The sequence below is a fragment of the Sandarakinorhabdus sp. DWP1-3-1 genome (assembly GCF_049896705.1).
GTDB lineage: Bacteria > Pseudomonadota > Alphaproteobacteria > Sphingomonadales > Sphingomonadaceae > Sandarakinorhabdus.
In genome coordinates this window covers 695,294-717,383 of record NZ_JAFCUV010000003.1, presented here as the reverse complement: position 1 = coordinate 717,383, position 22,090 = coordinate 695,294, and the positions used below count along the sequence as shown (strand labels likewise).

15 protein-coding genes are annotated in these 22,090 nt (G+C 67.5%); 11 read left to right on the top strand and 4 right to left on the bottom strand.

The annotated features are described in order from the left end of the window. Window positions 1–37: 37 nt before the first annotated feature. Complete coding sequence (gene typA / locus ACP7AI_RS16925) at window positions 38–1,876, bottom strand: translational GTPase TypA (RefSeq protein WP_426169918.1); 1,839 nt, start codon at window positions 1,874–1,876, stop codon at window positions 38–40. A 303-nt stretch (window positions 1,877–2,179) separates the two neighbouring features. Between typA and ACP7AI_RS16920 the strand changes: the two genes are divergently transcribed. From ACP7AI_RS16920 to ftsH, 4 genes are all read left to right on the top strand, one after another. Continuing rightward, on the top strand, window positions 2,180–3,076 hold the full coding sequence (locus tag ACP7AI_RS16920) for a helix-turn-helix domain-containing protein (protein ID WP_426169915.1): 897 nt from the start codon (window positions 2,180–2,182) through the stop codon (window positions 3,074–3,076). Window positions 3,077–3,081: 5 nt separating this feature from the next. Beyond that, window positions 3,082–4,011 carry a YbgF trimerization domain-containing protein gene (locus tag ACP7AI_RS16915; protein ID WP_426169912.1) on the top strand — a complete coding sequence of 310 codons (930 nt, stop codon included), beginning with the start codon at window positions 3,082–3,084 and terminating at the stop codon, window positions 4,009–4,011. Between the two features lie 7 nt (window positions 4,012–4,018). Further along, window positions 4,019–5,017, top strand: a complete 999-nt coding sequence (gene tilS / locus ACP7AI_RS16910; protein ID WP_426169909.1) for a tRNA lysidine(34) synthetase TilS — start codon at window positions 4,019–4,021, stop codon at window positions 5,015–5,017. Window positions 5,018–5,088: 71 nt separating this feature from the next. Then, complete coding sequence (gene ftsH, locus ACP7AI_RS16905) at window positions 5,089–7,032, top strand: ATP-dependent zinc metalloprotease FtsH (protein WP_426169906.1); 1,944 nt, start codon at window positions 5,089–5,091, stop codon at window positions 7,030–7,032. A 139-nt stretch (window positions 7,033–7,171) separates the two neighbouring features. Here ftsH and ACP7AI_RS16900 read toward each other — a convergent pair whose 3' ends face one another. After that, on the bottom strand, window positions 7,172–8,140 hold the full coding sequence (locus tag ACP7AI_RS16900; protein ID WP_426169903.1) for a bifunctional helix-turn-helix transcriptional regulator/GNAT family N-acetyltransferase: 969 nt from the start codon (window positions 8,138–8,140) through the stop codon (window positions 7,172–7,174). 48 nt (window positions 8,141–8,188) lie between these two features. After that, a complete protein-coding gene (locus tag ACP7AI_RS16895) occupies window positions 8,189–9,526 on the bottom strand; it encodes an MFS transporter (protein WP_426169901.1) in 1,338 nt (445 codons plus the stop codon). A 186-nt stretch (window positions 9,527–9,712) separates the two neighbouring features. On the opposite strand from ACP7AI_RS16895, the gene ACP7AI_RS16890 reads away from it, so the two are divergent. The 7 genes from ACP7AI_RS16890 to ACP7AI_RS16860 all read left to right on the top strand — a co-directional run bounded on the left by ACP7AI_RS16890 (window position 9,713) and on the right by ACP7AI_RS16860 (window position 21,642). After that, a complete protein-coding gene (locus ACP7AI_RS16890; RefSeq protein WP_426169898.1) occupies window positions 9,713–10,948 on the top strand; it encodes an efflux RND transporter periplasmic adaptor subunit in 1,236 nt (411 codons plus the stop codon). Window positions 10,949–10,989: 41 nt separating this feature from the next. Further along, window positions 10,990–14,178, top strand: a complete 3,189-nt coding sequence (locus ACP7AI_RS16885) for an efflux RND transporter permease subunit (protein ID WP_426169895.1) — start codon at window positions 10,990–10,992, stop codon at window positions 14,176–14,178. Then, window positions 14,175–15,590: an efflux transporter outer membrane subunit gene (locus ACP7AI_RS16880; protein WP_426169893.1), complete on the top strand. Its 1,416-nt coding sequence runs from the start codon at window positions 14,175–14,177 to the stop codon at window positions 15,588–15,590. Before ACP7AI_RS16885 ends, ACP7AI_RS16880 begins: the two co-directional genes overlap by 4 nt. Before the next feature lie 106 nt (window positions 15,591–15,696). Continuing rightward, complete coding sequence (locus ACP7AI_RS16875) at window positions 15,697–16,473, top strand: ImuA family protein (protein ID WP_426169890.1); 777 nt, start codon at window positions 15,697–15,699, stop codon at window positions 16,471–16,473. Then, window positions 16,367–17,893 carry a Y-family DNA polymerase gene (locus ACP7AI_RS16870; protein WP_426169888.1) on the top strand — a complete coding sequence of 509 codons (1,527 nt, stop codon included), beginning with the start codon at window positions 16,367–16,369 and terminating at the stop codon, window positions 17,891–17,893. Before ACP7AI_RS16875 ends, ACP7AI_RS16870 begins: the two co-directional genes overlap by 107 nt. Then, window positions 17,890–21,120 carry an error-prone DNA polymerase gene (locus ACP7AI_RS16865; protein WP_426169885.1) on the top strand — a complete coding sequence of 1,077 codons (3,231 nt, stop codon included), beginning with the start codon at window positions 17,890–17,892 and terminating at the stop codon, window positions 21,118–21,120. The genes ACP7AI_RS16870 and ACP7AI_RS16865 overlap by 4 nt, the downstream gene beginning before the upstream one ends. 36 nt (window positions 21,121–21,156) lie before the next feature. Continuing rightward, window positions 21,157–21,642, top strand: coding sequence for a CinA family protein (locus ACP7AI_RS16860; RefSeq protein WP_426169882.1), 486 nt, complete (start codon window positions 21,157–21,159; stop codon window positions 21,640–21,642). Here ACP7AI_RS16860 and ACP7AI_RS16855 read toward each other — a convergent pair. After that, window positions 21,639–22,064 carry a VOC family protein gene (locus ACP7AI_RS16855; protein ID WP_426169880.1) on the bottom strand — a complete coding sequence of 142 codons (426 nt, stop codon included), beginning with the start codon at window positions 22,062–22,064 and terminating at the stop codon, window positions 21,639–21,641. The two genes, ACP7AI_RS16860 and ACP7AI_RS16855, sit on opposite strands and share 4 nt — an antisense overlap. Window positions 22,065–22,090: the final 26 nt, after the last annotated feature.

Genomic DNA, 22,090 nt, shown 5'->3' with positions numbered 1-22,090 from the left:
TCACCCCGGCCTGCGCCGGGGTGACGCAACACAAAGATCAGCCCGCGTTCTTCGCCCGCGACGCCTTCTTGCGCTCGTTGGGGTCGAGATGGATCTTGCGCAGCCGGATGAAGTTCGGCGTCACCTCGACCAGTTCGTCCTCGTCGATATAGGCGATGGCCTGTTCCAGCGTCAGCCGCTTGGGCGGGCTCAGCTGGATGGCATCGTCCTTGCCGCTGGCGCGGAAGTTGGTCAGCGCCTTGGATTTCAGCGGGTTGACCTCCAGGTCCTCGTCTCTCGCGTTCTCGCCGATGACCATGCCCTGGTAGACGGCCTCGCCCGGCTCGATCATCAGCGTGCCGCGCGGCTGCAGGTAACCGAGCGCATAGCCGACCGCCTCGCCGGTCTCGGTGGAGATCAGCACGCCGTTGCCGCGGCCCGAAACGCTGCCCTTGTAGGGGCCGTATTTCTCGAACAATCGGTTCATGATGCCGGTGCCGCGCGTGTCCGACAGGAACTCGCCGTGATAGCCGATGAGGCCACGGGCAGGGGCGCTGAAGGTCAGCCGGGTCTTGCCGCCGCCCGACGGGCGCATGTCGGTCATCTCGGCCTTGCGGCCGGCCATCTTCTCGACGACCGTGCCCGAATATTGCTCGTCGACGTCGATGACGACGGTCTCGTACGGCTCGGTGCGCTTGCCGTTCTCGTCGACGCCATAGATGACGCGCGGACGCGAAATCGACAGCTCGAAGCCCTCGCGGCGCATCGTCTCGATCAGCACGCCAAGCTGCAATTCGCCACGCCCGGCGACCTCGAAGGCGTCCTTCGACGCACTCTCGGTGACCTTGACGGCGACGTTGCCCTCGGCCTCGCGCTGGAGCCGGTCGGAGATCATGCGGCTGGTGACCTTGGAGCCATCACGGCCGGCATAGGGCGAATCATTGACGGCAAAGGTCATGCTCAGCGTCGGCGGATCGATCGGCTGGGCGTGCAGCGGCTCGGTGACGCTGATGTCGGCGATGGTGTCGGCGACGGTTGCCTTGGAGAACCCCGCCAGCGCGATGATGTCGCCGGCCTTGGCTTCGTCGACCGGCACTCGCTCCAGGCCGCGGAACGCGAAGATCTTCGATGCGCGGCCTTCCTCGACGACCTTGCCGTCGGGGTTGAGCGCGCGGATCTGGGTGTTGAGGCGCAGCGTGCCCGACAGGATGCGCCCGGTGAGGATGCGGCCGACGAAATTGTCGCGGTCGAGCAGCGACACCAGCATCTTGAACTCGCCGTCGACGTCTGCGGCCGGCGGCGGCACATGCGCGACGATGGTTTCGAACAGCGGCGTCAGGTCGCCCGAGCGGACTTCGCTGTCGCGCCCGGCATAGCCATTGCGGCCCGACGCGAAGATCACCGGGAAATCGAGCTGCTCGTCATTGGCTTCCAGCGTCACGAACAGGTCGAACACCTCGTCGAGCACTTCCTGGGCGCGGGCATCGGGGCGATCGATCTTGTTGACGACGACGATCGGGCGCAGGCCCAGCGCCAGGGCCTTGCCGGTGACGAACTTCGTCTGGGGCATCGGGCCTTCGGCGGCATCGACGAGCAGCACGACGCCGTCGACCATCGACAGGATGCGCTCCACCTCGCCGCCGAAATCGGCGTGGCCCGGTGTGTCGACGATGTTGATATGCGTCGTCTCGTCCTTGGTCTTGTCGGTCCATTCGATCGACGTGCACTTGGCCAGGATGGTGATGCCGCGTTCTTTTTCGAGATCGTTCGAGTCCATGGCGCGTTCGGCGACGCGCTGGTTGTCGCGGAACGTCCCCGACTGGCGGAACAACTGGTCGACGAGCGTCGTCTTGCCGTGGTCGACGTGCGCGATGATCGCGATATTACGCAGTGCCATTGAAATCGAGGTCCTGTGGGATATGCCGGAAGCGCCGCCGGGACAGACCCGGGGGCGCCGCGCGGTGCGTCATGCTGCAGCGGTAAGCGCGGCCCCATAGCCGCTTTGATGCGCCGCAACAAGGTGGGGCGCTCGCCCGCCCGACGCGCAGCCGCGCCAGGGGCCGTCGCCGAGCCGCCACAAAAGCGCGGCGGATGGCGCCGGGCGGTATCGGCGCCGGCCGTTTCGCCCCTGACGGCGCATTGACTTGCGCCTGCCCCCCCGGCACGAAGGCAGCCTCGCAAGCTTGAGGGATATTCCGGCGTGGAGTTGGTTGACAGTGGCGGCCCGGGCAGCGGCAAGCGCACCGGAGCGATGCTCGCCGCCGCCCGCACCGCGGCCGGGCTCGAACTGACCGATGTCGCGCGCGAAACCCGGGTGCCGCTGCGCCACCTGAAGGCGCTGGAGGCCGACCGGCACGAGGACCTGCCGGCGCTCCCCTATGCCATCGGCTTCGTCAAGGCTTTCGCCCGCAGCGTCGGGCTCGATTCCGAAACGGTGGCGGCACATTTCCGCAGTGAAACCTCCAAATCGCCGCATGTGCCGGCGCCGCTGACGCTGGAACCGCTCGATGAACGCCGGGTGCCGTCGCGGGCGCTGTGGATGACGTCGCTCGCCATCGTCATCGCGGTCATCGCCGCGCTGTCGGCCTGGGGGTCGGGTGCCTTCGATCCGGCGCCGCCCGCCGCCCCGGCGCTGGCGGCAAACACCGGGGTCGCGCCGGCCGAATCGGCGGCACCGCTCGCCGCGCCGGCCGACGGGATCGTCGATCCCGCCGCGGTTTCGCCGCCGGCCGCCGCGCTCCCCGTTGTTGCCGCGGCGGGGGTTGCGGGCGCGCCGGTCGTATTGACCGCAAAGGAAGAGGTCTGGGTGAAGATCTACGACAATGCGACGCGCACCACCGCCAAGATCGGCGTGCTGCAGCCCGGCGAAAGCTATGCTGTGCCCGCCAATCCGCCGGGCCTGCTGCTGTGGACCGGCAAGGCCGGCGCGCTCGCCGTTACCGTCGGCGGCAAGCCGATCCCGCCGCTCGGTGGCCCGGTCGATACCGTCCGCGGCCTCAGCCTGGCCGCCGCCGACCTCGTCGCGCGCAGCCAGCCCGCGGGCGCGGCCGCCGCGCCGGCGGGGCCGAAACCGATCGCCACCATTCCCGGGGCCTGAAATCCATGCGTTTCCTGTTGCTTTTGTCGGCGCTCGCCGTGCCGCTGCTGTCCATCGCCGCCCCCACCGCTGCGGGCGCCCAGGACCTCGATCCGGTCCGCGTCGAAAAACGCGTCGGCAAGCTCGAATCCGAGATGCGCGCCGTGCAGCGCAAGGTCTTCCCGGGTGGCGACCCGCGCTATTTCGAGCCCGAGATCGCGCCGCCGGTCGCCGCCGCGCCCGAGGCTGTCGGGTCCCCGGCCTCGCAGCCGCTTGTGGATCTTGCCGAGCGTGTCGGGCAACTGGAGGCGCAATTGCGCACCATGACCGGCCAGGTCGAGGCCAACCAGTTCAAGATGCGCCAGCTCGAGGAAGCGCAGGCGAAATTGCGCGGCGATGTCGAATTCCGGCTGAACGCGCTCGAAGGCAATGGCCAGGGGGCGGTGCCGGGTGCCGTGCCGGGGGCCGCGCCGCCGCCGGGGGCAACTGCCGGTGCCGCCATCCTGCCGCCGGGGCCGATCGGCGGGGCGCCGGTCCGCACGCCGGCCAGGCCGCCGGTCGCAGCCACCGCGGATGCCGCGTGGAAGGCCGCCTATGCCGAGGCGCTGGCCAAGGACTGGCCGGGCACCGAGGCGGCGATGACCGACTTCATCGCCGCCTGGCCCAAATCGACTCGCATCGCCCAGGCGCAATATTGGCTCGGCCGCAGCCATGCCGAGCGCGCCCAGCATGCCGAGGCGGCACGCGCCTATCTCGAACTCTACAAGACCGCGCCGCGCGACGCCCGCGCCCCCGATGCGCTCGTCGGGCTGGCGACCGCCATGAACGGCCTGAAAAAGCCGAAGGACGCCTGCCGCGTGCTCGGTGAACTCGATTCGGTCTACGGGGCCAAGCTGACGGCAGCGCAGCAGGCCGAGGCCAAGGCGCTGCGTGCCCGGGCCAAATGCACGGCATGACCGGCATATGCGGTTGCTCGCCCCCCTCGCGGCGGCGCTCGGGCGACCGCTAGCCGATAGCGAGCGGCTGGCGCTCGCCGTGTCGGGTGGGCCCGACAGCATGGCGCTGCTGCACCTGGCGGCGGCAGAGTTTCCGGAGAGGATCGCGGCGCTGACGGTCGATCACGGCCTCAGGCCCGCGAGTGCCGATGAGGCGGCGATGGTCTCCGGCTGGTGCGCGGCCCACGGCATCCCCCACGCGACGTTGCACTGGCAGGGGCCGAAACCCGGCACCGGCGTGCCGGCCGCCGCCCGCGATGCCCGTTATGCGCTGATGGCGGGGTGGTGCGCCGCCCGCGGCTATCGGCTGCTGCTGACCGCCCACCATGCCGACGACCAGGCCGAAACCCTGCTGATGCGGCTGGGGCGCGGCAGCGGCGGCGCCGGGCTGGCGGGCATCCGGGCGGTCCGCGACCTGGGGCAGGGCGTGACGCTGGTGCGGCCGCTGCTGGCCGTGCGCCGTGCCGCGCTCGCCGCCATCGCCGCCACCGGGCCCGTCGTCGATGACCCGTCGAATCATGATCCGCGCTATGCCCGCACCGCGGCGCGCCGGTTGCTGGCCGAAACGCCTTGGCTCGATGCCGGGCGCATGGCGGCGGCGGCGGCGCACCTCGCCGACGCCGCGGCGGCGCTCGACTGGGCTGCCGATCGCGCCTGGGCCGGCAATGCCCTGGCCACGGCCGATACCATCCGTATCGATGCCGGGGGCCTGCCGGGGGCTTTGCAGCGCAAATTGCTTGAGCGCGCGATCAAGCAATTTCAGCCCGAAACGGTCCTCCGCGGTGCCGATCTGTCGCGGCTGCTGGCCCGTCTTGCTGCCGGGGGTACTGCCGCACTGGCAGGAGTGCGAGCGCAAAGCACTGGCGACATATGGCTTTTCAGCCGCGCAGCGCCCCGAAAAGCCAGGGTTGTTGTCGATAATCGTGCTGCGGCCGTATCTGATACGAGGCAGAAACGCGCAGGCTGATTGCAACCGGCCGCGCATTGCCTATCTTGGCAACAGAGTCACTGGCGACTCGTCAGCGGAAAGCCGTGTTCATGGCCGATAACAACAAGCAGCCACAAAGCCCCTGGAAGAAGAATCTCGGCTTGTGGCTGGTGATTCTGTTCGGGCTGGTGGTCGTCGTCAACGTCATGCAGGGGCCGTCGCGCTCCTCCGACACCGGCAACACGCTCGCCTATTCCGATTTCCTGACCAAAGTCGACGAGGGCGCCATCAAATCCGCCGAAATTCGCGGCGCGGAGATCGTCGGCAAGACCGCTTCGGACGAAGATTACCGCACCTTCAACCCCGGCGACGACAAATTGGTCGACCGGCTGCGCGGCAAGAACGTCCGTTTCGACGCCAAGCCCGAGGAAAGCCGTAGCCTCCTCGCCCAATTGTTCTTCAACATGCTCCCGTTCGTGCTGATGATCGGCATCTGGATCTTCGTGATGCGCCAGATGCAGAACGGCGCCGGCCGTGGCGCCATGGGTTTCGGCAAGTCGCGCGCCAAGCTTCTCGTCGCCAAGGAAGGCCGCGTCACCTTCGATGACGTCGCCGGCATCGACGAAGCCCGCGAGGAGCTGCAGGAAATCGTCGACTTCCTAAAGGATCCGGGCCGTTTCCATCGCCTCGGCGGCAAGATTCCCAAGGGCGCGCTGCTCGTCGGCCCCCCGGGCACCGGCAAAACGCTGCTCGCCCGCGCCATCGCTGGTGAAGCCAATGTGCCGTTCTTCAACATTTCCGGCTCGGATTTCGTCGAAATGTTCGTCGGCGTCGGTGCAAGCCGCGTCCGCGACATGTTCGAACAGGGCAAGAAGTCGGCGCCCTGCATCATCTTCATCGATGAAATCGACGCCGTCGGCCGCTCGCGCGGTGCCGGCCTTGGCGGTGGCAACGACGAACGCGAGCAGACGCTGAACCAGCTGCTCGTCGAAATGGACGGTTTCGATGCCAATGAAGGCATCATCATCGTCGCCGCGACCAACCGCCCCGACGTTCTCGACCCCGCGCTGCTGCGCCCGGGCCGCTTCGATCGCCAGGTCGTCGTCGGTCGCCCCGACATCGAGGGCCGTGAAAAGATCCTCGCCGTCCACATGAAGAAGGTGCCGCTGGCCCCCGACGTCAATGCGCGCACCATCGCGCGCGGCACGCCGGGCTTCTCGGGCGCCGATCTGGCCAACCTCGTCAACGAGGCGGCGCTGCTCGCGGCCCGCCGCGCCAAGCGGCTGGTGTCGATGCGCGACTTCGAAGACGCCAAGGACAAGGTCCTGATGGGTGTCGAACGCAAGTCGATGGTGATGACCGAGGACGAAAAGAAGATGACCGCCTACCACGAGGCCGGCCACGCCGTCGTCTCGATGCACGAGGCCGCATCGGATCCGATCCACAAGGCGACGATCATCCCGCGCGGCCGCGCGCTCGGCATGGTCATGCGCCTTCCGGAACGTGACCAGTACAGCTATCATCGCGACAAGATGTACGCCAACCTGGCCGTCTCGATGGGCGGCCGCGTCGCCGAAGAGATCATCTTCGGTCACGACAAGGTCAGCTCCGGCGCCTCGTCGGACATCAGCTATGCCACCGACCTGGCCCGCTCGATGGTCACGCAGTGGGGCATGAGCGACAAGCTGGGCCCGCTGAAATACGCCGACAACCAGGAAGAAGTCTTCCTCGGTCACAGCGTGACGCGCACGCAGAACGTCAGCGAGCAGACCGCCCAGCTGATCGATGCCGAGGTCCGCACCATCGTGACGGTGGGTTATGACCGTGCCAAGCATGTGCTGACCGAGAACATCGACCAGCTCCATGCCCTGGCCGGTGCCCTGCTCGAGCTCGAAACCCTGTCGGGCGACGAGATCAAGAAGGTGCTGGCAGGCGAAGCCATCGATCGTTCGGCGACCACGGGAACCCCCGCGGCGCGTCCGTCGACCGGCGTTTCGGCCATCCCCAAGACCGGTCGCCGCGGCGGCTTCGGAGAGCCTGCACCCCAGGCCTGATGCTTTCGGCCAATCAACAGGGGGCCGTCCGGCAACGGGCGGCCCCTTTTTCATGCGTTATCGGGGCAGGGAACGGGGCGCCGCTGCCCCCCGCCGTTGGCAGGAGCCACGCGCGCAGGGAGCCCGCCATGAACCGACGCTAGAGCGGGAAGCGCATGGCGACGTTGCAGCGTGCATAGCGGCTACCGTACCGCGCCATGATCTCGGCGCTGTGCTCGAAACCGAGCTTTTTATACAGGTGGATCGCCGCCGCCGACTTGGTGTTGGTCAGCAGGTAAAGCTCGGCCAGACGGCCTTCGGCGTGCATTGCACGGGCCCGGGCGATGACGCCGGCGAGCAGGAATTCGCCGACCTTGCGGCCGCGCGCCGTTGCCGACACGCCCATCTTGGTCAGTTCGAAGGCACCGCCGCCCGACGGCATCAGCGCGCAGGCACCGACGATGCCCAGCCCTTCGCTGTCCGCGAACAGGATATCGCCGCCGCGGTCGATGATATGCTCCTGAGGATCGCCGAGCACGGCGCGGTCGTGCGGCTCCAGCGTGTACATTTCGGCGATCCATTCGCTGTTGATGCGCCCGAATTCCGCCGCGATGGCGGGGCTGTACGGCACCAGCCGCAATGGCGCCGGCAGCGCGGCGATGCGCGCGTCGAGCGGTCGTTCGGCCAGGGCCGCCTCCAGTGCGGCCACCTGGTCGAGCAGCGGCCCCGACAGCGGCGCGCACATGGCTGCGACAGCGTCATGGGTCCGCGGCCAGACCGTCTGCTTGACGTCGGCGAGCAAGGCCTTTCCCGCCGGCGTCAGCGTGATCGTCCGCTGCCGGCGATCGGCGGCAGCGGCACCGCTGGCGACCAGGCCGAGCGATACCAACCCGGCTAGGTTGCGCGTCACCGCCGGCTGGCTGACGCCGATCGCCGTGACCAGGGCGTTGACCGTCGTCGGCCCATAGCGATCGAGCACCGCAAGCAGCGGCATATGGCCCGGCTGGACGTCATGGCCGGCATCGCGAAAGGCCTTTGCGGCCCCCGCCTGCAACCGTTCGGCCAGGCGTTTCAGCCGGCTGCCGAGGAATAGCGGGCCCAACTCGGCCATTATGTCGGTCTGCATCATGTTGCCTCCATAGCGCATTATATAGCGCGTTATGGAGCCGGCAATCGGCTATTCGTCGTGAAGCACCGGCTCGGTCCGCAGCGCCTTGCTGGCACCGGCATAGACGAGCAGCGCGACCAGCGCGACGGCGCCCAGCGCATAGGGCAGGGTCGGGCCGACCTGGTACAGCCCGATGCCGATCGCCGGCGCCAGCACGAAACAGGAGCCGTTGATCGAGGTCACCGCGCCGGCCACGCCGCCCTGCTCGTCACGGCCGACGGCGAGGCTGGCGCCGGCGGTGAACCCCGGCCGGGCAAAGCCATAACCCAGCGACGCCAGCGCATAGGCGACGACAAGCCCATGGAAACTGCCGCTGAGCGCCACGCCGGCGGTGCCCAGCGCGGCGACGGCGGTGCCCCAGCGCATCAGCAGCGGCGGGGTCATCCGGAATAGCGGGATCAGCCCCCATTGGGCCAGCAGCGTTGCGCCAGCGCCGGCCATGAACACGATGGCGATTTCCTGCTGGGCGGCGATGGCGCTGCCGTGAAGCCGGTCGATGATCAGGAAGCCGAGCGCCTGACTGGTCGCCGCCTGGATCGACCCTGAACAGAAGCCGAAGATCATGAAGGGCAGGATACGCGGGTCGCGCCACGACAGCCGCGGCGTGCGGCCGGCGGCGGCGGCCTGCAGGCTGCCGCCAGTGGCGCCGCCCGATACCGACGGCTCGCTGGCAGGCGCACCGTGCATCCGCCCCGGCTCGACCACAGCGCCAGCGGGGGCCCCGATAAGCCCCGGAAAATGCGTCGGATCATCGTCGGGCAGCCAGCGCCGGACGGCGAACAGGACGCCGACGGCGATAACGGCAAAGGCGAACAGCGGCCCGGCCAGCCCGACCGCGCCGATGATGAACAGGGGCGCCAGCGCCGGGCCGATGATGGTGCCCAGCCCGAACGCCGAGGACAGGCTCGACAGCGCGTTGGTCCGTTCCGCCTCGCTGGTCCGCGCCGCGACATAGGCCTGGGCAGCGGGGTTCGACGCCGATCCGAAGATGCCGAACAGCGACCGCAGCGAGGCGAACAGCACGAAGGTCGCGACCGGCACCAGCAGGCCCTTCAGCCCAGCCAGGATCACGATACCGCAGCCGAGCATCGACACGCCGAAGCCGATGACTCCCACCTCCATCAGCCGGCGGCGCCCGCGGATATCGGACTGGCGGGCCCAATAGGGTGCGCTGAACGTCCACAACAACGCCGAGAACGAAAAGATGATGGCGACGAGCAGGTCGGGAATGCGGATGACGCGCGCGATCGCCGGCAGAACCGTCTGCAGCGCCGTGTTGCCGGCGGCGACGGTCAGCAGCACCGCGAACAGCACGGCGAACTCGCGGCGGGGCATGGCAAGGCGCATCAGTTCTGCTTGGCCGACGCGACCGCAATTGCCAAGCATCGTGTCGTCCATGTCGAATGCGATACGTACGGGTCTCGAGCCAGGACGATAAAGCCCTTGTTGCAAGTACATGACAATCACAGTGTTCCGATGGACGCTGCAGCGCAATATCGGTAAAGCTGATTAAGGCTCAAATAGGGTGTGCGGATGAAACTGGGCGCGGCGACAATGATCATGCTGGCGTTGGCGATGGCGCTGTCGTCGTGCGGCCAAAAGGAAGGCGGTGCTGCAGCCGCCGGTCCCGGTGGCCCGGGCGGCCCGGCGCCGCTGGTGACCGTCGCCACCCCGCTGATCAAGCCGATCGTCGATTGGGACGACTATATCGGCCGCTTCGAGGCCAAGCAGAGCGTCGAGGTACGGCCGCGCGTGTCCGGCTATGTCCAGAGCATCAATTTCCGCGATGGCGAATTCGCCCGCGCCGGCGACCTGCTGTTTGTCATCGATCCGCGGCCGTTCCAGGCGACCTTGAACCAGGCGCGTGCCGAGGCGCAGCGCGCCCGCGCCACCGCCGGGCTGGCCCGCGCCACCTTTGCCCGCACCGAAAGGCTGTTGGCCGAAAACGCCGTAAGTCGTCTCGAATTCGATACCGACCAGGCGACGCTGGCCCAGGCGCAGGCGGCGCTGGCGTCGGCCGAAGCCACGGTCCAGGCCCGGGCGCTCGACGTGAACTTCACCCGGGTCACGGCACCGATCTCGGGCCGCATGTCGGATCGCCGTGTCGATGTCGGCACCTTTGTCACCGCCGGCACGACGCCGATGACGACGGTGGTGACGCTCGATCCCATCCATTTCGTCTTCACCGGATCCGAGGCCGTGTACCTCAAATATCAGCGCGCCAACCAGGCCGGCACGCGCCCGTCATCGCGTGTGGCACCGAATCCGGTCGAAATCCGACTGGGCGACGAATCCGAATATCGCTGGCGCGGCAAGATGGACTTTGTCGACAACGCCATCGACCTGGGCAGCGGCACCATCCGCGGCCGCGCCGTCGTGCGCAACCCCACCGGCTTCCTGACGCCCGGCCTCTTCGGCCACATGCGCCTGCTCGGTTCGGGTGCCTATTCGGGCATGCTGATCCCTGAAGATGCCGTCGTCACCGACCAGACGCGCAAGGTCGCCTATATCGTCGGTCCCGACAACGTCGTCGCGCCGCGGGTGCTGCAGCTCGGCCCGCTCGTCGACGGCCTGCGTGTCGTGCGTTCGGGGCTGAAGACCGACGACCGGGTCATCATCGAGGGGGTCCAGCGTGCCCGCCCCGGCACCAAGGTCAGCGTCAAGCCCGGCAAGGTGGTGCCGCCGGCGCCCGGTACCGGCCCGACACCGCCGGCGATCATCGAGCCACCGGCGACATCGGCCAGCGACGCCCGGAGTGTCGCGAAGTGATGTCCGTCGCGCGTCCGATGCCCGGCTCGCGAGGCTGAACGATGCGCTTTTCGCGATTCTTCATCGACCGGCCGATCTTTGCCAGCGTCATCTCCATCCTGATCGTGCTGATCGGGATCGTCGCCTATCCGTCGCTGCCGGTCGCTCAATATCCCGAGATCGCGCCGCCGACGATCTCCGTAACGGCATCCTATCCCGGCGCTTCGGCCGAAGTCCTCGCCGACACCGTCGCCGCGCCGCTGGAACAGGAAATCAACGGCGTCGAGGACATGATCTACATGACCTCGTCGTCGACCGGCGACGGCCGCATGACGCTCAACATCGTCTTCAAGCTCGGGACCGACCTCGACAACGCCCAGGTGCTTGTCCAGAATCGCGTCGCCTCGGCGGAACCGCGGCTGCCCGACACCGTCCGCCAATTGGGCGTGACCACCCGCAAGAACTCGCCCGACATCCTGCTGGTGGTATTCCTCAGCTCCAAGAACGGCACCTACGGCACCGATTATGTGTCGAACTATGCCACGCTGCTGCTCAGGGACCGGCTGGCACGCCTCGACGGCGTCGGCGGCATCAACGTCTTCGGCGTGCGTGATTATGCCATGCGGATCTGGATCGATCCTGAAAAGGCTGCTTCGCGTGGGCTGAATGCCGACGAGATCGCCGCCGCGCTGCGCGCCCAGAACGTCCAGGTTGCTGCCGGCAGCATCGGCGCGCCACCGTTCGGCCGCGGCGGCTCGGGTTTCGAGCTCAACGTCCAGACCCAGGGTCGGCTGACGACACCCGAGGAATTCGGCAATGTCGTCATCAAGGCCGATGGCCAGCGCGTTGTCAGGGTCAATGACATCGCCCGCGTCGAGGTCGGGGCCCAGGATTACGGCACCAACGCCTATGTCAACGGCGTTGCCGGGGTCGGCATCGGCATCACCCAGCGCCCGGGATCGAACGCGCTCGCCACCGCCGATGCGATCATCGCGACGATGGAGGATGCGCGGAAGGATTTTCCGGTCGGGCTGGAATATTCGATCCCGTATAATCCCACCGAATATGTCCGCGCGTCGATCGAAAGCGTCCAGGAAACGTTGGTCGAAGCCATCGTGCTCGTGGTCCTGGTCGTCCTCATCTTCCTGCAAAGCTGGCGCGCCGCCATCATCCCGGTGCTGGCCATCCCGGTTTCGCTGATCGGCACCTTCGCGGTCATGGCGGGCTTCGGTTATTCGCTCAACAACCTGTCGCTGTTCGGCCTCGTCCTGGCCATCGGCATCGTCGTCGACGACGCGATCGTCGTCGTCGAGAATGTCGAACGGGAGCTGAAGGCCGGCCATAGCCCCCGCGAGGCGGCCTATCGCACCATGGATGAGGTCGGCGGTGCGTTGATCGCCATCGCGCTGACGCTGTGCGCGGTGTTCGTGCCCACCGCCTTCATCAGCGGCATTTCGGGCCAGTTCTACAAACAGTTCGCGCTGACCATCTCGTCGGCGACGCTGATCTCGTGCATCGTCTCGCTGACGCTGTCGCCGGCGCTCGCGGCGCTGTTGCTGAAACCCCATGAACCCCATCACGTCGCCACCGGCTGGCGCCGCTACCCGCAACTGTTCGCCGACCGCTTCAATCGCGGTTTCGAATGGCTGTCCGATCGTTACGGCCGTATCACGGCGCGGGCCGTGCGGGCCATCGCGATCGTCCTCGTCGTCTATGCCGGGTTGCTGGCGCTGGCGGCGTGGCGCTTCACGGCGACGCCGGCGGGTTTCATCCCGGCGCAGGACCAGGGCTATCTGATCGCCGTTGTCCAGTTGCCGCCGGGATCGTCGCTGGAACGCACCGATGCCGCCGTCAAATCGGCGGTCAAGACCGCGCTTGCGACCAAGGGCGTCGAACTGGCGGTCGCCTTTGCCGGGCTCGACGGCGCCAGCTTCTCCAACGCCCCCAATGCCGGCACCATCTTCATCCAGATGGACCCGTTCCCGGTGCGCGCCAGGAACAACCAGACCGGCGAAACCATCCTGAACGACTTGCGCCAGCGTCTCGGCGGCATCCCCAGCGCCAATGTGCTGGTCATACCGCCGCCGCCGGTCCGCGGTGTCGGCACTGGTGGCGGCTTCAAGATGATGGTGCAGGATCGCGGCGGCAAAGGCTATCAGGCGCTCGAAGGCGCGACCTTCGGCATGATGATGGCGGGCAACCAGACGCCGGGCCTGACCTCGGTTTTCACGCTGTTCAACACCGGGACACCGCGGGTCTATGCCGATATCGACCGGGAAAAGGCCGATCTGCTCGGGGTATCGCCGTCGTCGGTGTTCTCCACACTGCAGGTCTATCTCGGGTCGAGCTATATCAACGATTTCAATCTCTTCGGCCGCACCTACCGCGTCACTGCCCAGGCCGATGCGCCGTTCCGGAACGATCCGACCGATATCACCAACCTGAAGGTCCGGTCGAGCAGCGGCATGATGGTGCCCCTGGGATCGGTGGCGACGCTGCGGGACATCAGCGGGCCGTATCGCGTCGTCCGGCACAATCTGTTTCCGGCGGCCGAACTGCAGGGCGACCGGCTGCCCGGATTTTCGTCGGGGCAGGCGCTCGGCAGCATGGAAGGGCTTGCCGACAAGCTGCTGCCGGCGGGCTTTGCCTATGAATGGACCGAACTCGCCTATCAGGAGAAGACGCAGGGCAACACCGCCGGCATCGTTTTCGTCCTTGCCGTGGTTTTCGTGTTCCTGCTGCTCGCCGCGCAATATGAATCGCTTGTGCTGCCGCTGGCGGTCATCATGATCGTGCCGATGTGCCTGCTGGCCGCCATCCTGGGTGTCAACCTGCGTGGCTTCGACAACAATATCCTGACCCAGATCGGCCTGGTGGTGCTGGTCGGCTTGGCAGCCAAGAACGCCATCCTGATCGTCGAATTCGCCAAGCAGGCGGAGGATCGCGGGGCCGAGCGCCATGCCGCCGCCGAGGAAGCCGCACGCACCCGCCTGCGGCCGATCCTGATGACCAGCTTTGCGTTCATTCTGGGCGTGGTGCCGCTGGTCATCGCCTCCGGCCCGGGCGCCGAGATGCGCCAGGCGCTCGGCACCGCGGTGTTCTTCGGCATGATCGGCGTGACGATCTTCGGCCTGCTGTTCACGCCGGTGTTCTATGTCATCGCCAGCTGGGCCGCCGAAAAGGCCAAGAAAGTGCGCAGTCGCCACCGGACCCCCCGGACGCTGCCGCCGCAGACGGCGCCGGCCGAATGATGCGCCGCACCGGATTCGCGCCGCTTGCGGCACTGCTGCTGTCGGCCTGCATGGTCGGCCCCGACTATCGTCCGGCATCGACGCCCGTGGTGGCAGGCTTCCAGTCGGCGACGCCGATGGTCGCCAGCGGTGCGGCGACGCCCGACGCCTGGTGGCGGCTCTATGACGATCCGGTCCTCGATGACCTGATTGCCCAGGCCTTTGCCGCCAACACCGACCTGCGCGTAGCAACGGCCAACCTGCGCCGTGCCCGTGCCATATTGTCCGAAGCGCGCACGGCGCGCTTGCCGACAACGACCGTCAGTGGCAGCGCGGTCGAGGCGCGGCAATCGGTGGCGACCGTCGCCGGGCCGGTGCCGTTCGAAAGCGAATTCTACCGGCTCGGTTTCGACGCCAGCTATGAAATCGACCTATACGGCCGGGTGGGACGCAGCATCCAGGCGGCACGCGCCGACGCTGCGGCGGAGGCGGCGCGGCGCGACACGGTGGCGATCAGCGTCGCCGCCGAGACCGCACGCGCCTATGCCAATGCCTGTTCGGCGGCGCGCCAGTTCGCCGTCTCCGAACGCAGCCTGAAGATCCAGACCGACAGCTTCGCCCTGACCGAACGCCGCGTCGCCGCCGGTCGCGACTCGCCGCTCGATGCGGCACGGGCGCGATCGCAGCTCGAAACCACCCGCGCCAGCCTGCCGGCCTTTGCTGCCAGCCGGCGCAGCGCATTGTTCAGGCTCGCCGTGCTGACCGGCAAGCCGCCGACCGAGGCCGACCCGCGCGCCGCTGCCTGCGTGGCACCGCCACTGCTGGCGCGGCCGCTGCCGGCGGGCGACGGCGCGGCGCTGCTGAAGCGCCGGCCCGACATCCGCGAGGCTGACCGCAACCTTGCTGCCGCCACGGCGCGCATCGGCGTCGCCACTGCAGAGCTGTATCCGCAGATCAGCCTTGGGGGCTCGGTCACCGGCCAGGGCGTCACCCCCGGCGCCGCGCTCAGCAACCAGGGCTTCGGCTTCAGCCTGGGGCCGCTGATCAGCTGGAGCTTCCCCAACATCTTTGCCGCCCGCGCCCGCATCCGCCAGGCCGAGGCCAGCGCCGAAGGCTCGCTGGCCAGCTTCGACGGCACCGTGCTGGCAGCGTTGCGTGAAACCGAAACCGCGCTCAGCGACTATGCCGGCACGATCGACCGCAACAAGGCACTGCGCGCCGCGCGTGACCAGAGCGGGGAGGCGGCGCGCATTGTCCGCCTGCGCTATTCGGCGGGTGCCGAAAACTTCCTCGCCGTGCTCGATGCCGAACGGACGCTTGCGGTCGCCGACGCCCAGCTCGCCGAGAGCGATGCCGCGCTGACCACCAGCCAGATCGCCGTTTTCAAGGCGTTGGGCGGCGGCTGGACGGCAATTCCGCCGGTTGTCCGATAAAGTCATTCGGCCCGATTCGGGCCGTTTCCATTGGCTTCATAGCAGCTTGCAGCCTCAGCTTGACTCTGGCCGAGGCGCGGCCACAATAAGAACGAAACAAGAACATATGACCAGCTTTTCCTCTCTTGCCCCGGCCTTGGTCGCGATGGCTACGCTCGCCGAGCCTGTGCCTGACGCCGGGCTGCGTTTCGGCTTCGGCTGTGCCGATGTCGATGCGCGGCTGGGCGGTGGGCTGGCACCGGCGGCGCTGCACGAGGTGTTCGCAGCGAGAGAGGGCGATGAGCCGGCGGCTGCGGGTTTTGCACTGCTGCTGGCGCTGCGCAGCGCCCGGCCTGGCCCGGTCATCTGGCTGCGCGAGGACAAGGCCCGGATCAACGGCCGGCCCTATGGCCTGGGGCTGGCCGATCTCGGCCTCGATCCGGCACGGCTGTTGCTGGTGCAGGCACCCGATACGCTGGCGGTGCTGCGCGCCGGCGCCGATGCGGTGGCCTGTGCCGCGGTGGCGACCGTCATCATCGAGCCCTGGGGCAAGGCGACAGCGCTCGATCTGACCGCGACGCGGCGGCTGGCGCTGGGGGCGGCGCGATCGGGGGTTACGACATTGCTGCTGCGGACCGGCGACCCGCCGCCTTCGGCCGCCAGCAGCCGCTGGCAAGTGGCGACGGCACTGTCATCGGCGTTGCCCGCCAACACGCCGGGCATGCCGGCATTCGATGTGACCCTGTTGCGGCACCGTGGCGGCATCGCCGGATTTTCAACCCGATTGGAGTGGGATCGTGATCGCAGAGCCTTTGGCACGGCGCTACCTGGCGTTGCACCTGCCGTTGCTGCCGAGCGAGCGCGTGCGCCGCGAGTACCGGCAGCGCGGCGTCGCGCCGCCTGAGGCCCCCTTTGCGCTGATTGCCAAGGATCGTGGCAGCTTGGTGCTGGCAGCGCTGGACAGCCGTGCCATCGCGCAAGGGCTGGCGCCCGGGCTGGCGCTGGCCGATGCGCGCGCGCGGCTGCCTGAGTTGGTCGCGATCAACGATGATCCTGCCGCAGATCTGGCGCTACTCGAATGGCTTGCCGACGGCTGCGACCGCTATTCGCCGATGGTAATGGCGGTGCCGCCACAGGGCATCGTGATCGATATCACCGGCTGCACCCACCCCTTCGGTGGCGAACCCGGAATGGTCGACGACATGCTGACACGCATTGTCCGGCTGGGGCTGACGGCGTTGCCGGCTATTGCCGACACGCCCGATGCGGCGCTGGCGCTGGCACAGCACCAGATGTCCGATGTCGACGATCTCCCTGTAACGGTGCTGGCGGTGCCGGAAGCAACGCATCTGGCGCTGCGCCGCGCCGGTCTGAAACGCATCGGCGATGTGGCGCGCCAGCATCGCCCGGCACTGGCCGCCCGCTTCGGCGCCGACATGGTGATGCTGCTGGCGCGACTGCTGGGTGAAATCGATGCTCATGTCACGCCTCGGCGCAGCGCGGCGACGGTGGCGGCAATCCAGCGTTTTGCGGCACCACTGGCACAGGCCGATGCGGCGCTGGCCGTCATCGAGGCGCTGGCGGTGCGCGCCGGTATGGAACTGGCAGTGCGGGCCGAGGGCGGCCGGCGGTTCGAGGTCGCGCTGTTCCGCAGTGATGGCCATGTTGCGCGACTGGCGGTCGATACAGCGGCGCCTGTACGCGACCCCAAGATTCTCATCCGGCTGCTGCGCGAACGGATCGGGTCGCTTGCCGATCCGCTCGATCCAGGGTTCGGCTATGACATGATACGGCTCGAGGTGCCGGTGGTGGCGCCCCTTGCCGATACCCAGCTGATGCTCGAGGGCGGTACGCTAGCCGATGGCGAGATCGGCGCACTGGTCGATCGGTTGGCGACCCGGCTCGGCCGTGCGCGGGTGCGGCGACTGGTGCCCGGCGACAGCCATATCCCCGAACAGGCGGCGTTCGACCTGGCATTTGCCGATATCGGCGGCGCGCCTTGGCCAGCGCCTGCAGATGGCGAACCACCCGAACGCCCGATCCACCTGTTCGACCCGCCGCAGCCGATCGATGTCATCGCCGAAGTCCCGGATGGTCCGCCGCGGCGGTTTCGCTGGCGCCGCCGCCTGCACGAGGTCGCCCGCCACGAAGGCCCGGAACGCATCGCCGCCGAATGGTGGCGCCGCGCCGATGGCGCCGGGCTGACCCGCGACTATTACCGCGTCGAGGATGGTGACGGCCGCCGCTTCTGGCTGTTCCGGCACGGGCTCTACGGCACTGAAAAGGCGATGCCGGGCTGGTATCTCCACGGGCTGTTCGCATGACCGGCTTTGCCGAACTGGCAGCGGCGACCAACTATTCATTCCTGCGCGGCGCCTCGGCGCCGTCGGACATGGTGGCGGAGGCGATCGCGCTCGGCCATGCCGGCATCGGGATAGCCGACCGCAACACCGTTGCCGGCGTCGTCCGTGCCTGGGCGGCGTTGCGCGATGCGGTTGCGGACCATGGCCCGATACCGTTCAAGCTGGTCGTCGGGGCGCGGCTGGTCTTTGCCGACGGCACCCCCGACATCGTCGCCTATCCCACCACCCGTTATGGCTGGGGGCGGCTGTGCCGGTTGCTGACGCTGGGCAACCGCCGCACCGAAAAAGGCGATTGCATCCTCCATTTCGCCGACCTGCGCGACCATCTCGAGGACCTGCTGCTGATCGTCATGCCGCCACCGCGAGGCCCGGTGCCGCACCTGCACGAGCTGGCGCAGCTGGCGCCGGGGCGGGTCTGGCTCGGCGCCACCATGCTGCGGCTGGGGGTCGACGCGCGTCGGCTGGCACGGCTGGCCGGCATGGCAGCCTCCGCCGGCACGCCGCTGCTGGCCAGCAATGCGCCGCTTTATGCCACTGCCGAGCAGCGCCGACTTCATGACGTACTGTCCTGCATTCGCGAAAAATGCACGTTGGCCGCGGCCGGCCGGCGCCTTGTTGCCAATGCGGAGGCCCGGCTGAAATCGGCGGAGGAGATGGCGCTGCTGTTCCGCGGTCACCCACAGGCAATCGTTGAAAGCGCCAATATCCTCGCCCGCATCCAGTTCAAGCTCGACGACCTAAGGTATGAATATCCGCACGAACCGGTGCCGCCGGGCTATACCCCCCAAAGCTGGCTGGAAACGCTGACCCTGCGCGAAGCCTTCAAGCGCTGGCCCGACGGCATCCCGGCCAAGGTGGTAGCGCTGCTCGACGAAGAGTTCGCCGTTATCGCCAAGGCCGAATATGCCGCCTATTTTCTGACCGTCCACGACATTGTCGCTTTCGCCCAGGACAAGGGCATTCTGTGCCAGGGCCGGGGTTCGGCCGCCAATTCGGCGGTCTGCTACATCCTGGGCATCACCGCTGTCGATCCGGTCGAACAGAACCTGCTGTTTTCACGCTTCATTTCAGAGGAGCGCAAGGAGCCGCCGGATATCGATGTCGATTTCGAGCACGAGCGGCGAGAGGAGGTGATGCAATATGTCTATCGCCGCTATGGCCGCGACCGTGCGGGCATCGCCGCCACCGTCATTCATTATCGGCCGCGAAGTGCCGTGCGCGAGGTCGGCAAGGTGCTTGGGCTGTCCGAGGATGTGACGACACGGCTGACCGGGACGGTCTGGGGCAGCTTTGCCAGCCAGATGGAGCAGCAGCGCTTTGTCGAAAGTGGCTTCGATCCGGCCAGTCCTGAAATCGCCAGGCTTGCCGACCTGGTCAATCAGATCCTACAATTTCCGCGGCACCTGTCACAGCATGTCGGTGGCTTTGTGCTGACCAACGATCGGCTCGACGAAACGGTACCGATCCACAATGCGGCGATGGACGAACGCACCTTCATCGAATGGGACAAGGACGATATCGACGCGCTCGGCCTGATGAAAGTCGATGTGCTGGCGCTCGGCATGTTGACCTGTATCGAAAAGGCCTTTCGCCTGATCGCGGAACATCATGGCCGGCATTATGACCTGCAGACGGTTCCGAGCAACGCTCCTGACGTTTACGACATGCTGTGTCTAGGTGACAGCATCGGGGTTTTCCAGGTCGAAAGCCGAGCGCAGATGAATATGCTGCCTCGACTGCGGCCTCGTGAGTTCTACGATCTCGCCATCCAAGTCGCGATCGTCCGGCCAGGGCCGATCCAAGGCAACATGGTGCATCCCTATTTGCGCCGCCGGCAAAAGCGCGAACTTGTCGAGTATCCTTCGCCGGGCCCGGATTATGATCCGAACGAGCTGCGAGAAGTGCTCGGCAAGACGCTAGGCGTGCCGCTGTTTCAGGAACAGGCAATGAAGCTGGCGATCACCGCCGCCGCCTTCACACCGTCCGAAGCCAATCAGTTGCGCCGGGCCATGGCGACGTTCCGCAATGTCGGGACCATGCACAATTTTGAAGCCAAGATGGTCGGCGGCATGGTTGCGCGCGGCTATGATCGCGACTTTGCCGAGCGCTGCTACAAACAGATCGAAGGTTTCGGCAGCTATGGCTTTCCCGAAAGCCATGCGCTGGCCTTTGCCCGGCTGGTCTGGGTCTCGTCCTACATCAAATGCCGTTATCCGGCGGTGTTCGCCACGGCCTTGCTCAATTCCCAGCCAATGGGTTTCTACGCCCCGGCGCAGATCGTCCGCGACGCTCGTGAACATGGTGTCGAGGTGCGGCCGATCGATGTGAATGCCAGCAGTTGGGACAACAGCCTCGAATCGGGCGCACTTCGCCTTGGTTTCCGCCAGATCACCGGCTTTCGTAAAGCCTGGGCGGAGGCCATTGTCTCCGCCCGGCCATTCGACAGCATCGAGGCACTGGCCCGCCGCGCAGGCCTGCCCGATCGCGCACTCCGGCTCCTGGCCGACGCCGATGCCTGTGGCTCGTTGGGCCTCGATCGCCGCAGCGCCGCCTGGGAGGCGCTGCGCACGCCGTCGGGCGAACTGCCGCTGTTCGCCGCTGCTGCCGCCCGCGAGCTGGGCGAGGAGCCCGATGCCGACCTGCCGCTGCTCACCCGGGGTGAGGAGGTCGCCGCCGATTACCAGATGACCCGCCTGTCGCTTAAGGCGCATCCGATGGCCTTGCTGCGGCCGCACCTGCCCGGAGTGCTGACCTGCGCCGAGACGTCCGCCTCGCGCAACGGCCGCCGGGTGCGCACCGGCGGCGTGGTGCTCGTCCGCCAGCGGCCGGGCAACGGCAATGCCATCTTCGTCACGCTGGAGGATGAAACCGGCGTCACCAATGTCGTCATCTGGGCCCGGCTTTTCGAGATTTTCCGGCGGCCGATCATGGCGTCGCGCCTGATGGTCGTTGAAGGCGAGGTGCAGCGCAGCCCCGAAGGCGTCATTCACTTGATGGCCACGCGGATCATCGATCGCAGTGTCGTGCTCGACCTGTTGTCTGAAACCCATGACAGCCGGCCGGCGCCTCTGCGATCCGACGAATTCATCCATCCCGACCAGCCGAGCGCTTATCCGGGCGCCGCCGCCGACCGTGCCCGCCATCCCCGCGACGTGCGCATCCTGCCCCGATCGCGTGACTTTCACTAGGTGTCGAGCACGCCCGCATCCGGCAATAGTCGCCGCATGGAACCACTTTTTGCCCAGGCGCAGGCCCTTGCCGCGCTGCTCGTTGCCCGCTGCCAGACCGTCGCGGTCGCCGAATCCTCGACCGGCGGGCTGATCTCCGCGGCACTGCTTTCCGTGCCCGGCGCCTCGGCCTATTATCTCGGCGGCGCCGTCGTCTATACGGCGCGGGCCCGGCATCGCCTGCTCGATCTCAAACGCGAGCACGTCCGCGGCCTCAAGTCGGCCAGCGAGCCCTATGCGGCGCTGCTTGCCGAAACCGTTCGCCATCGCTTCAGCGCGACCTGGGGAATCGCCGAAACCGGCGCGTCCGGCCCCACCGGCAATCCCTATGGCGATGCCGCCGGGCATAGTTGCCTGGCCGTTGCCGGCCCGGCGGCACGCGTCTGCACCCTCGAAACCGGGCGCAGCGACCGCAGTCGCAACATGCTGACCTTTGCCGCCGCCGCGCTAACGCTGCTCCAGGAGCAGATCGAGGCCGGCTAATCCGCCAGAGTCACGCTGCCATCGGCGTTGAGCGGCATGTACGGGTTGTACGCGACCTCCCAGGGATGGCCGTCGGGATCGCAGAAATAACCCGAATAACCGCCCCAGAACGCATCATGCGCCGGCTTTTGCAGCGACCCGCCATTGGCGACGGCCCTGGCCAGCAGCGCGTCGACCTCGGCCTTGCTGCCGACATTATGGGCAATGGTGAAGCCGCCGAAGCCCGGGCCCCGGTCGCTCATGCCGCAATCTTCGGCCAGCTTGTCGAACGGATAGATCGCAAAGGCGATGCCGCCTGCCTGGAACAGCGCGATGGCGTCGAACTTGCGCTGCTTGCGCGGCCATCCCATCGCCTCCCAGAACGCGACGGCACGGGGCAGGTCGTCGGTTCCCAGCGTGACGATGCTGATGCGTTGGTCCATGGTGAACTCCTTTGGGGAGACGAATG